The sequence below is a fragment of the Aquiluna sp. Uisw_065 genome, from assembly GCF_047731275.1.
Classification (GTDB): Bacteria; Actinomycetota; Actinomycetes; order Actinomycetales; family Microbacteriaceae; genus Aquiluna.
Genome location: NZ_CP159836.1, coordinates 140,569 through 151,784, shown reverse-complemented (window position 1 = coordinate 151,784; position 11,216 = coordinate 140,569). Strand labels below are relative to the sequence as shown.

At 51.4% G+C, this 11,216-nt stretch carries 12 protein-coding genes; 5 read left to right on the top strand and 7 right to left on the bottom strand.

Annotated elements, in window-relative coordinates; genetic code table 11:
• Positions 1-8 precede the first annotated feature (8 nt).
• From ABXT50_RS00745 to ABXT50_RS00730, 4 genes are read left to right on the top strand one after another with little or no spacing between them, the layout of a single operon-like run.
• Entirely contained in the window at positions 9-239 is a 231-nt protein-coding gene (locus ABXT50_RS00745) for a hypothetical protein (protein WP_415274288.1), read from the top strand.
• Positions 218-1,762 carry a polysaccharide pyruvyl transferase family protein gene (locus ABXT50_RS00740; protein ID WP_415274287.1) on the top strand — a complete coding sequence of 515 codons (1,545 nt, stop codon included), beginning with the start codon at positions 218-220 and terminating at the stop codon, positions 1,760-1,762. The genes ABXT50_RS00745 and ABXT50_RS00740 overlap by 22 nt, the downstream gene beginning before the upstream one ends.
• Entirely contained in the window at positions 1,762-2,532 is a 771-nt protein-coding gene (locus tag ABXT50_RS00735) for a hypothetical protein (RefSeq protein WP_415274286.1), read from the top strand. The genes ABXT50_RS00740 and ABXT50_RS00735 overlap by 1 nt, the downstream gene beginning before the upstream one ends.
• The gene (locus ABXT50_RS00730; protein ID WP_415274285.1) at positions 2,532-3,266 is read left to right on the top strand and encodes a glycosyltransferase family 2 protein; all 735 of its coding nucleotides are present in this window, start codon (positions 2,532-2,534) and stop codon (positions 3,264-3,266) included. Before ABXT50_RS00735 ends, ABXT50_RS00730 begins: the two co-directional genes overlap by 1 nt.
• Before the next feature lie 12 nt (positions 3,267-3,278).
• On the opposite strand, the gene ABXT50_RS00725 is transcribed toward ABXT50_RS00730, so the two are convergent.
• Entirely contained in the window at positions 3,279-4,559 is a 1,281-nt protein-coding gene (locus ABXT50_RS00725; protein WP_415274284.1) for a S8 family peptidase, read from the bottom strand.
• Positions 4,560-4,643: 84 nt separating this feature from the next.
• On the opposite strand from ABXT50_RS00725, the gene galU reads away from it, so the two are divergent.
• A complete protein-coding gene (galU, locus tag ABXT50_RS00720; RefSeq protein ID WP_415274283.1) occupies positions 4,644-5,552 on the top strand; it encodes a UTP--glucose-1-phosphate uridylyltransferase GalU in 909 nt (302 codons plus the stop codon).
• A gap of 4 nt (positions 5,553-5,556) precedes the next feature.
• Here galU and ABXT50_RS00715 read toward each other — a convergent pair whose 3' ends face one another.
• The 6 genes from ABXT50_RS00715 to ABXT50_RS00690 form a co-directional block, all read right to left on the bottom strand.
• Positions 5,557-5,634, bottom strand: a complete 78-nt coding sequence (locus ABXT50_RS00715; RefSeq protein ID WP_415274781.1) for a DUF2256 domain-containing protein — start codon at positions 5,632-5,634, stop codon at positions 5,557-5,559.
• A 64-nt stretch (positions 5,635-5,698) separates the two neighbouring features.
• Complete coding sequence (locus tag ABXT50_RS00710) at positions 5,699-6,787, bottom strand: DUF3048 domain-containing protein (protein WP_415274282.1); 1,089 nt, start codon at positions 6,785-6,787, stop codon at positions 5,699-5,701.
• Between the two features lie 49 nt (positions 6,788-6,836).
• Positions 6,837-7,478, bottom strand: a complete 642-nt coding sequence (locus ABXT50_RS00705) for a DedA family protein (RefSeq protein ID WP_415274281.1) — start codon at positions 7,476-7,478, stop codon at positions 6,837-6,839.
• Between the two features lie 117 nt (positions 7,479-7,595).
• Positions 7,596-8,621: an ABC transporter ATP-binding protein gene (locus ABXT50_RS00700; RefSeq protein ID WP_415274280.1), complete on the bottom strand. Its 1,026-nt coding sequence runs from the start codon at positions 8,619-8,621 to the stop codon at positions 7,596-7,598.
• Complete coding sequence (locus ABXT50_RS00695) at positions 8,621-10,135, bottom strand: ABC transporter permease (RefSeq protein ID WP_415274279.1); 1,515 nt, start codon at positions 10,133-10,135, stop codon at positions 8,621-8,623. The genes ABXT50_RS00700 and ABXT50_RS00695 overlap by 1 nt, the downstream gene beginning before the upstream one ends.
• Before the next feature lie 10 nt (positions 10,136-10,145).
• A complete protein-coding gene (locus tag ABXT50_RS00690; RefSeq protein WP_415274278.1) occupies positions 10,146-11,147 on the bottom strand; it encodes an iron ABC transporter substrate-binding protein in 1,002 nt (333 codons plus the stop codon).
• Positions 11,148-11,216 lie beyond the last annotated feature (69 nt).

The window sequence follows — 11,216 nt, the reverse complement described above, 5'->3', positions numbered from 1 at the left end:
TTTTGCCCGTGACTAAACCCCAAATAGTAATTTGCTCGTTCTATACCCCCGACGAGTACTACGGCAACCACGCTAAGCAATTGCGCCAACAGCTAGATGAGCTAGGGCTTGAGCATGAGCTTCTAGAGGTCCAAAAGAACGAGGGCGAGGACTGGGCTGATGTCACGAGAAAAAAGATTGGCTTTATTAAAAAGTCTGCGACCGCAACCCTGACAAAATGGTGTTTTGGATCGATGTAGATTGTCGAATCTCGCACCTGCCGGATTACATAGCTAACTCCAGCGCCGATTTGATTGGGTTCCAGAGAAGCTTTGGTGCTCCGATGCAGATTGGGTACAACAACAAAACTAGATTCTGGGAGCCAAGCTTCTGGGGCGTAAATGCCACCAAGCAAGGACGCAAGCTAATCGATGACGCCTACGCGCTTGAGCAGCGGGCTGAAATCAAAGCAACCGATGACTACTTTCTCGAAGAAGCCTGGCGAGCAAACTCAAGACTAATCAGCTTCCAGATGATCCCAACCACCGGAATCATGCGCGCGCGCGCGATGACCGAACCCGGTCAGCACCCAGCCTTTTTCTCCTTTGGCTCAAGCGGCAATGTTGCCGACTTCAAAGACAAAGTTGTTCAGCACGGGCCAGCCAAGGCAATAGGAACTCGTCGCAAAATATTGCGTCGAGTAAAGCGCGTTGAGCGCCTCCTACCGAAAGCCATAAAGTATCCGCTTCGAAGACTGGTCGATGGCGTCGGCATAACGGGGCTTTTGACCCAAGGAAGACCGACCCACATTGACCCAGCTAGACGGACTGCCTTGGGCCAGATGCTAAGCGCGGGGATGAATGGTCAAACAGAGAACCTCACCATTGCCAAATGGGATTTTGAAAAAAAGTTTCTAGCCAGTAACCAAGATCAAGCAACAATTGATGTGGCTAGCTCGTTCCTTTACTACTCGGACAAGCCTTCGGAAAACATAATCCCAGTTACTTGGTGGTCGAAGCCATTCCCAGGAAACTTCGGAGACTGGCTGTCTCCACTAATGATCTCCCACTTCACCAGCAGCAAAATCATTCTTCAGTCCCCAACTAGGCCGACGACCAAAAAGAACCTGGTAGCGATTGGTTCAATTGGTCGCTTTATAAAGCCACATTCGGTCGTTGTCGGCACTGGAATATCAAGCGAAGAAATTGAGCTTTCAAAAAAAGCCGACTACCACTCGGTGCGCGGACCGATAACAGCCGCAGTACTGAGCCGGTCCGGTGGACCGCAAGTGGATAGCTTTGGTGACCCAGGCCTAGCAATCAGCGAGGTGATACCCCTAAAAAGAGGCAAAACAAACGGCAGAGTTGCGTTTATCCGTCACTTTTCTCATCTAGCTATTCCGGTTCGATTGCCCGAAAACTATGACGAGATTTCCGTGTTGCTTTCCCACCCGGATCACATCAAGAGTTTTCTTCAAAACTTAGTTGGCTACGAGAGTGTCATCACCTCGGCGATGCACGTAATGATTGCCTGCCAGTCCTATGGCGTTCCATGCGGTCTTGTCACCTTTGAGGGCTTCCAGGAAAACGTTCATGGCACAGGGATCAAATACCAGGACTACGCCCTAGGTGCCGGCGTTGAGGTCATGAACCCCGAGATCATCGCTCTTGATCTAACAAAGCTTGACTCAGACCATCTGGTTCGCGATATCAGCGTCTCGAAAGAGAAAAAACTCGAAGTGTTGGATGCAATAAAGAGCGCGATTGCTAGGTTTGATAACTAATGAAACGCATGGCAATTGAGCTGTTCTCCTCCGCGAGACTTTTGTTGCCCACAAGACGTTTCCGTTGGCAGCTTTTGCTGCTTGTACTGATAGCCGCAGCCATACCGGTTACTGAACTTTTGGTAGCCAAGTTATTTACCGACTTGGTAATCGACGGGGCAAACCGTTCATTGCTTGAACTTGGGTTATCGGTTTCAATCTTTGCGGCGCTATTTATTGCGACGAGAATCGCCAACTACATTCAAAAAACCTATCGCGTGAAGTTTTTTGACAGGGCATTCGGTGCGGACACTAGAGAACGCTCCAGCCAAAAAGAAAGCTGGGAATGGGCTATGGCCCTGGAGCTAGTAAATGTGTTCAGCTTTCTAACTCAGCTAATAGTCATTTCGGGCTTTTTCTTCGCTCTTTCTCCAGCATTTGCCGGTATCAACCTGCTGCTGGTAATCATCGTCCTTGAAGTATTCGGAAGGCTTTTTAGAAAGCAGCAGATTATTCAGCGTGGCTATGTTGAAGCGAAGAGAAACAAGGAAGCCGTAGCCCCCGCAGAGCGCTTGGGTTCCAGAATTCAAACTGCAGAATTTGGGACGCTTTTAGCAAGCTTTCTGGTGGTCGCTCTCATGGGCGTATTGATTTGGCTGAGCATCGCAGGGGTAATTTCACTTTCAAACACCATTGTGTTTTTTCTTGGACTAAGGCTGCTAAACACCACATTTTCTTCGGTGTCCTCGAGCCTGATGCGTTTTGCCCGGGCAAAGGCAAATAGCTTCTAATGCCGCTTCTGACCATTGGATACTCGACTCTCGCCGATCGAGCCCAAAACATCAGGTATCCAAACGGTGCTGACTGGGAATACCAAGTTCACATCCAAAAAGCTCTTGCTAAACCGGTCAAACCCGGTGTGGTGTATCTAGATTCGTTGGGAGTTGCCAAAAGTCGAAACTCCGCCCTAGAGCATGCCAACGGAACCTACCTGTTGTTCGGTGACGACGACGTGGTATTCCACGAACAAGCCCTCACGGAGGCACTGCGTTATTTGGAGCACCACCCGGAGGTCTCACTGCTACTTACCAGCGCCGTGGATGAAACCGGCAAGTTGCGCAAAAACTATCCAACGAAGCTCACCGAACTGACTAGATTCAACTGCGCCAGAGCCGCCACCTACGAAATGATCGTGCGAGTGGAGGATGTCAAAAACTACGGTGTGCTTTTCGATGAGGATTTCGGTGCCGGAGCCAAAAACCACCTAGGGGATGAATATATTTTTATCGCTGACTTGATCTCTAAAGGTGCAAAGTGCGTGTTTGCACCTATCCCCATTGCTATGCATCCGGCCGACAGTTCGGGCGCTAGGTGGGGAGCCAGGCAAGACCGAATCGCAAGAGCAAGAGTTTTCAAAAGGGTCTTTGGAGTCATGGCAGTACCGGTGAGGCTGGCCTTTGCATCTAGACGCGTGACCGAACTAGGTGGCTTTTTGAATGCCGCTAAGTTCGTAATCTCCCGCTAGTTAAACCCGCCTCTATTTGGTAATTACCGTTTTAGAAAATGCCTCCGGGGTTACCCCATTGAGATAAAGATCTATCTTCACCGTCAGCCCGGTCGCCGAGGTGAGGCGATCAAAGGCTTGGTAGTCCTTGGTCACGGTCACTTTCTGCCACCTGCCGGCAATTCTCCATGACAGAGTTTGGCCCTTGTAGCCCTTTGCATAGACCACAATTTTGCCGTTGAAGGTTCCCACGTTGAGAACCTGCCCTGTTGAGGCCTGTGGGGCTATGACTGCCCCAGCGGCTGTGTTTGAGAGCAACAAGTAAGCGGCTCTTAGATCAATCATCGGTATGTTCTTCCGGATCACATCATTGATGGGCGTTCCAGATGCCTTGATTGCCGACAAAACCTGCTCAGCGCCGTGGTTAGGGAAGGCCTGACGTAATAAAGCGTAGCTACCGGCAACTAGGGGCGCTGCCGCACTGGTGCCAGATGAGCGGATGTAACTGAAAGTATTCGCACTGGTTGTATAGTCGGGCGCCACTAGCTCAACCTTGTCGGACATGGTCACATACCAGGACACGTCCTTAGCCTGGTTGACTGACCCAACCGCCACGGCATCCTTCAGGCAGCTCGGGAAAAGTGAGGTGGCGATGTCAAGTGTTGGAGTATTGCCGGCCGAAGCAAAAGGGATAACTCCGTTTTTGCGAAGAGAACTGAGAACTGCTGCCATCTGCTGTAGTTCGGGGTTTGTGTCACAACGAAGCCATTCACGTGGAATCTCCGTGAAGTAGCCGCCCCAGCTCATGGACAACGCCACAATGTTCAGTTCCTCCTTGCGTTGGTCCACGTACCTCAATCCAGCCAAAATGCCGCTCAGCGTAAGGTCAACATTTGCCATCAATATGTCCGAACCCGGAGCAACGCCACCAGGTGCCTCGTTGGTAGGGTTTCCAGCCACAATTCCGGCCACCATGTTGCCATGGTCCTCGGCTGAGAATTGGCTTCCGATTTTTCGCTGCGAAGCAGCCTCAACGCCTGATTGCTCCAGTGAGCCATTTGGGCATCGAAAGCTGGAGGTTGCTTCTACAAAGCAGTACCCATCGATTATTTGGCCAACGAAATAGGGATGATTTAGATTCACGCCCTGATCAATGATCGCTACCGTTGTTCCTTCGCCCGTAAAGCCTTGGTCCCAAACGCTCTGCGCGTTGATGGCCTGATAGGCCGGTTCGCTCGATGCTGCGTTCGCGGAGAGGCCCGTGGAGAGCAGTACCGCTAACGCGGCAATAAGAGCCAGTGACTTTGATTTCAAAACGGTCCCCTTCGAAGTGTTGGTCTTACAAGATTCTAGGTGCGAATGCTCAGAGAATCCTCAAAAAAAGTCTAGGCTCTAGCTATGAAAACCCTTGCAAAAAACACCGACTACAAAGTTACCAAAGCAGTGATCCCGGTAGCCGGCCTAGGAACCAGGTTCCTTCCTGCCACAAAAGCGATGCCCAAAGAGATGCTTCCCATCGTCGATAAGCCCGTTATCCAGTACGTCGTCGAAGAGGCAGTATCCGCTGGCCTCAGCGATTTGCTCATGATTACCGGAAGAAACAAAAACGCTCTTGAAAACCACTTTGATCGAGTAGCCGAGTTAGAGCAGGTACTCGCCAGCAAGGGTGACGCGCAAAGATTATTTAGCGTCCAAGAGTCCTCCCAGCTGGCGGACATTCACTACACGCGACAGGGCGACCCTCTGGGCCTTGGTCACGCAATCTTGAGAGCCAAGAGCCACGTTGGCGAGCACAGCTTTGCGGTGCTGCTTGGCGATGACATTATCGACGCTAGGGATCCCCTACTGAATCGCATGCTTGAAATTCACCAGCAAACCGGGGATAACGTCATTGCCCTAATGGAGGTTCCAGCCGAGCAAATCTCCCTCTACGGTTGCGCCTCAGTGACCGCCACAGATTCAGACAGCGTAATGGTTACTGATCTTGTGGAGAAGCCGGCTCCGGGAACCGCTCCATCTAACTATGCAGTGATTGGAAGATATGTGCTTCGGCAGGAAATGTTCCAAATTCTCGAGCGGACTGCACCCGGCCGAGGTGGAGAAATTCAACTAACCGATGCCCTGCAGTATGCCGCCAAGCACTCGGAAATTGCCGGCGGTGTAAGGGGTGTTATTTTCACTGGTCGTCGCTATGACACTGGGGACAAGCTCGATTTCATAAAGGCAACCATCAAGATCGCGAGTGACCGCGAGGATATTGGGCCAGATCTCAAGGAATGGCTAAAGGAATACACCAAGTCCTTATAACTAACTATTTTGTGCGCTTACATTTTTCCGAGCAGTAGCGAACTTCATCCCAATTTTTTTCCCAGGACTTGCGCCACACCATTGGTCGGCCGCAACGTAGGCAGATCTTCTCGGGTAGGTCTTTCTTCTTTACTCCGCGCACAGCGTTACTCGGTGGCAGGCTCGGTCAAAGAAATTTTCAATACCGATTTTGGAACATCCATCATCTCAACCCAGGTGTTTCCAATTGCTAGCTTCAGAACTTCTCCGGATGCGGTGGTGAGGATTATTGGGTCTTCACTCTCTCCCTTGGACCAAGAACCCTTCAGGTAGTAGCCATCCGAGAAGACGTGGGCTATGCCCTCGTTATTGACAAGCTTGGCCTTTGGAATCGCGCCATATTTTGGATCCACAAAACTTAGATCATGGACAACTTCTAGGACCACCACATTTTTAGCTGCCACCTGATCGCCGCCGAATTGCGTGTGAGGGGTTCCATCTTGAGTTCGAAGCCAAGCAACTTGCAGTGGTTCGGCCCAATCGAACTTAGCGGTGCCAAGATCCCAAACTGATTTCAACTGCGGATACTTAACGCTTAGCCCCTTTGCTGCGAGTCCTTGAGACACGGCCGATGGAATTGCATCAAATTCGAAACCTGCCTGAGGCACTGCCTGTTCAGCTGCATAGAGGCCCTGTAGTTTTCGCGCACTGAAATAAAGATTCCAAGGCGCTTTTCTTGTGGACTCGCGATAGTAGGTCTCGTTCTTCATTTCAGTGTCTTCATCGCTGATAACGAGGCCAGTGCTTTTTGCCGCCGACTTGAAAGGAGCCTGGCCACCCGAGAAAACAAAGATCCCGTGGAATGGATCGACTATGGATGCGTCGACCGGTCGAACTGATCGAACCGGCCCGATTGCCTCTGGCATCCTCGAATGCCAAACCGGTAGGAGCCTGGTGAGACCCACCTCAACCCGAGTCACATACACAATGTCAGCCTCGTTTAGCGCCAGTTGCGGCCTACCAGAGTAAGTGTTGTCAATCTTTGCCGAAACTGCCGGCATGGCTAGATAAAGATTCTCGCCCTCAAGGTATGAAACTCCGGTTAGCGGAGCCGCTTGGTACACGGGTTCCGGTTCCGGCTCAACTGTTACTTGCGGAGCTGTGGAGGTTATGGCTGGCACTGGCTCAGCTGCCTGGCATGAGGTGAGGACCAGAAGGCCGATGAGTGTGACAACAGAGAGTCTGAGTGAGCGCATTTGGATAATCTTAGAAGTTTTAGATAAAAACTGGTTGATGGCAGGGCGGCTATTTGCCCGACTGACTTTTTCTAACTTTGTGTCGCTTCACCAGTCGGTCTCTTAGAACTTCCAATGGCAGCAACATCGTGGTGCCGACGACAATAAGCAGGACGGTAATTTCTAGGTTTTCTTTGACCATATCAAAACCACCCAACCAATAGCCTGGCACCATGAAAACTACGACCCAAGCCGTGGCGCCAATGAGATTTAGTTTGGTGAATCTTCGGTAGTCCATCTTGGAGATACCGGCAAGCATTGGAATCAGAGCCCTCAGAATCGGCACAAATCTAGCTAAAACCACTGCCCTAGCTCCGTAGTTTTCGAAAAACTCATGAGTTCTATCGAGTGTCGCCTTGTTCAAAATGAACTTGCGCTCCTTGGCTATCAAGGGCGGCCCGATTTTGGCGCCAATCCAATAGCCCACCTGGGTCCCAGAGAAAGCCGTGGTCCAAATAAGCAGGAAACCTGCCCAATCTGGAAGCCAAGATTCCGAGTTTGCGAGAGTTAATCCGGTCAAAAACAGTAGGGAGTCGCCGGGCAAAATGGATGTAAAAATAAAGGCGGTTTCAATGAAAATTACAAACGCAACAGCAACTGCGGCCCAGTCGCCAAACGCAGAGATTATCTCTTGCGCATCAAACCAATTCAAGTTCCATCGCTCCTATGACTAACAGCAAAAGAAGCTGCCCTAAAAACAATTCCGAGCCTAGTGGCAGAGCTTGTCCGGTACCTGTGAGTTTGTCGAAACTTATGGAAAACTGTCAGTTTAAACGGGGTAAAAATTCACTGAACCGCGAACCCAAACTGAAACCTTCATTCCAACCTCCGGGGCAAAGGGCCCGTTGGATCTTGCTCTAATTTTTAGGCCCTTGGTCACGACCTCAACCACGGCATCGTGCCCAAAGAAAACTTGACCGATAACTTCGCCCTCGCCCTTTGGGTTTGGGAGCAAATAGAAATTTTCTCCCCTGATTGCCACTCGACCAACTTGACCCTCAGTGACTTTGTTCAGCGGGTTCAAGGCGCCCAGCAAAGTTACCACCCTGCCGTTTTTTACTTCGCCGTCAATCAGAACCGCGTCTCCCAGGAAAGTCGCGATGCCTATGTCCACCGGTGAGTTGTAAATCTCGGTCGGAGAACCAACCTGAACTATCTGACCGCTGCGCAGTACAGCCACGCGATCCGCCAGTGACAGCGCCTCTTCCTGGTCATGGGTAACTAAGATCGCAGTCGCCCCCTGATTTTGCAGGATGGCCTTTACATCCAGCCGGAGTCTGGTTCTTAGCTCGGCATCTAGCGCACTAAAAGGCTCATCCATCAACACAATCGCTGGTCTCGGAGCCAGAGCTCGCGCTAGGGCCACGCGTTGAGCCTGTCCGCCGGAAAGCTTGTCAGGACTTGCGTCCGCAAATCCTAAGAGTTCAACAATTTCTAGCAGCTCGTTCACGCGCCCCGCTTTGTCTTTTGAAGACCAGCCAGCTAATCCAAAGCCGATGTTTTGACTTACGCTGAGGTGAGGGAAAAGAGCCGCATCCTGCGGAACAATCCCTATGTTTCGTTTTTCCGGAACCATGACTTTGGTGACGCTAGAAATTTCTTTTCCCGCCAACTCGATTGTTCCGGCTGTTGGTTTGTCAAAACCTGCGATTAATCGAAGCAGAGTGGACTTGCCAGACCCAGAAGCACCAAGAACCGCAACCAGTTCTTTATCCTCTACCAGCAAATCAACGCCACTCAAGACTTCAAAATCACCAAATGACTTTTTTACGCCGCGTAGGTTCAGAGTCGCCATTAGCCTCGAACCTCCGATAGTGCTTTCCTGGCCCGAGCATTCAACGCGAGCGCGGGTAACCCGGCAATGATAACCAGAAGCAGAGCATATGGTGCCGCTTGGGAGTAAGCAAGGTCTTCGGTTGCGCCCCACAGCCTGGTCGCCAACGTGTTGGTTTCAGTCGGTCGCAATAACAAAGTTGCGGGCAATTCTTTCAGCACAGTTAATGCAACCAATGCGACACCAGCGATGATCCCCGGAAATGCAATTGGCAAGACCACTTTGAATAGGGTTCGGTTGGCCGGAACTCCAAGTGACTGAGAAACATCTTCTAGGTCTCTAGGAACTTGGGCAATTGGGGTGCTGATTGCTGCCAAGGCATTGGGTAGGAACAAGATCATGTAGGCGATGACCAGCATCCAGGTTGTTTGGTAAATCCAAGGCGTGATGTTCGCCCCAAAAAACACCAGCGCCAGGCCGACTACGACGGCCGGAAGCGCATGTGTTGCCCAGGTAACGGTCTCCACGAAAACGCCTAGCTTGGTCCGGTACCGAACAGCCCACAGCGCTACTGCGGTGGCAAAAGCCCCAATCACTAATCCGGATATGAGAGCCAAGCGCACCGAACCCCAAAGAGCATCGAGCAGCATCGTTAGATTCAGGCTCGCACTTCCTTGGGCGCTCCAAACTATAAGACTGAGGATTGGAACACCAACGCTGACTATTGCGACCAAAGTGAGTCCAGCCATGGCAACCCAAGACCAAGAGCCCAAATCAACCCTGACTCTTTTGCCAAGTGCCTTTGTGTTTGCAAGGTAGACACCTCGATAACGACGCTCAAACCATATGACAATAAGGGTGATGACTAGAAGAACAAGTGCGAGAGCAGCGGCGGAAGTTCTGTCAAAAGACCCTCGATAAGCGTTATAGATGGCCCTGGTGAAAGTGTCATAGCGCAAAAGCGCAATGGCTCCGAATTCACTCAGGACATAGAGTGCCACCAATAAAACCGCGGCCGTCGCCGCAGGTCGGACCTGCGGCCAAGTGATGCGGCGCAATACCTGAAACCTACCGAGACCCAGTGTTCTGGCCACCTCTTCGCTCGCAGTATCGATTCTCACCAAGGCCGCGGTGACCCCCAAGAACACATAGGGGCTGGTGGCCAGAGTAAGAACCAACCACGAGGCAAAAAACCCTGAGAAATTGGGAAAGAGCGAGATGTATCCAAGAGCCATTACGTAGGAAGGAATCGCGAGCGGCAGTGCAGCTAGCACTGCAAACACCGATGCGAATTTCAAATTTGAACGGGTAGTCAACCAGGCCTGCGCAAACCCCAGCACCAAAGCACTTACTGAAACTGCGGCCACCAATAAAATCGTGTTGCCCAGAAGCTCAAGAGTCCTTAGTCGCAGCAGCTCAACCAGGGCCCTATCGAAGCCCTCGAAGAGCCGAAGCACCAAATAGCCGATTGGGAGAACAGCCAACAGGGCAGCACTAACCCCAAAAGCTACTAGCAGTGCCGGTGGTTTACGCATCAGTCCTTGGCTAAATAAGCCCAGCCTCCCGAATCAACTTGAGTGTCTCCTCAAGACTATCTAGATCGCTAAGGTCGATATCTGGAGCCGGTATTTGATCCAGCGGGGTCAGGTCGACTCCAGCTTCGATCCCGGAAATCAGTGGATACTCACTGGTCTCGTCAACAAAATACTGCTGGCCTGTGCGACTTAGCAGGTACTCCACAAAACTCCTGGCTGCATTTGAGTCGCTAACGATTCCAACTCCAGCAGCGTTGATTAGGTTACCAACGTCTCGAGCTTGGAATTGACCCAAGCGTGAAGTGAGGTTCTCGAAGCCAACTTCCCTACCCATGGCGAACCAGTAGTAGTGGTTTATAAGGCCCGCATCCACGCTCTTGTTTTCAACGGCCTCCAAGATCGCAGAGTTTTTCTCGTAGATCACGCCGTTGGTCTTCATAGCCCGAAGCCATTCGAGAGTCTTGTCTTCACCGTGAAGAACGCGCATGGCGGTAACAAACGCCTGGAAGGACGCATTTGTTGGGGCAATTCCGATTCTGCCCTGCCATTCTGGCGCCGCTAAATCAAAAACCGAGCTAGGCACATTGGCCACTTTGTCGGGGTTGTAAACAAACACCCTCACTCGCCCGGAGACTCCAACCCAGCTGCCATCGGCTGCTGAGTACTGAGGAGAAACAAGTCCCAGAATTTCATCTGGCAATTTTGAAAGGAGGCCGGCCTTAGCGACGGCTCCGAGAGCTCCAGCATCCTGAGCGAAAAAGACATCCGCGGGAGAGTTCTGCCCCTCCTCCAAGAGCTGAGCCGCGAGCTCGGCACTTCCTGCGTATCGAACCTCGACGGCGATACCAGTGTCTGAGGTGAACTGATCGACAATCGGCTGAATCAAAGCTTCGCTTCTGCCTGCGTAAACGACGATGGAGGATTTATCCGGTAGCGCTGCTTCTGCCGTGCAGCCGGAAACTGAAATTACCGCTACCGCGGCTACTACTAGAGCAAGTGTCTTTTTGAGCAATTAGGGTTCCTTCTGTTTTCAGCGCATATTTTCCGCCGCTCTGAATAGGTTAGGTAACCCTTACTAGTT

What these genes read in the sequence shown, in the direction of transcription:
- ABXT50_RS00740 (WP_415274287.1), top strand. Translation starts at nt 218, where the DNA reads ATGGTGTTTTGGATCGATGTAGATTGTCGAATCTCGCACCTGCCGGAT.
- ABXT50_RS00735 (WP_415274286.1), top strand. Translation starts at nt 1,762, where the DNA reads ATGAAACGCATGGCAATTGAGCTGTTCTCCTCCGCGAGACTTTTGTTG.
- ABXT50_RS00730 (WP_415274285.1), top strand. Translation starts at nt 2,532, where the DNA reads ATGCCGCTTCTGACCATTGGATACTCGACTCTCGCCGATCGAGCCCAA.
- galU (WP_415274283.1), top strand. Translation starts at nt 4,644, where the DNA reads ATGAAAACCCTTGCAAAAAACACCGACTACAAAGTTACCAAAGCAGTG.
- ABXT50_RS00715 (WP_415274781.1), bottom strand. Translation starts at nt 5,634, where the DNA reads ATGGTGTGGCGCAAGTCCTGGGAAAAAAATTGGGATGAAGTTCGCTAC.
- ABXT50_RS00710 (WP_415274282.1), bottom strand. Translation starts at nt 6,787, where the DNA reads ATGCGCTCACTCAGACTCTCTGTTGTCACACTCATCGGCCTTCTGGTC.
- ABXT50_RS00700 (WP_415274280.1), bottom strand. Translation starts at nt 8,621, where the DNA reads ATGGCGACTCTGAACCTACGCGGCGTAAAAAAGTCATTTGGTGATTTT.
- ABXT50_RS00695 (WP_415274279.1), bottom strand. Translation starts at nt 10,135, where the DNA reads ATGCGTAAACCACCGGCACTGCTAGTAGCTTTTGGGGTTAGTGCTGCC.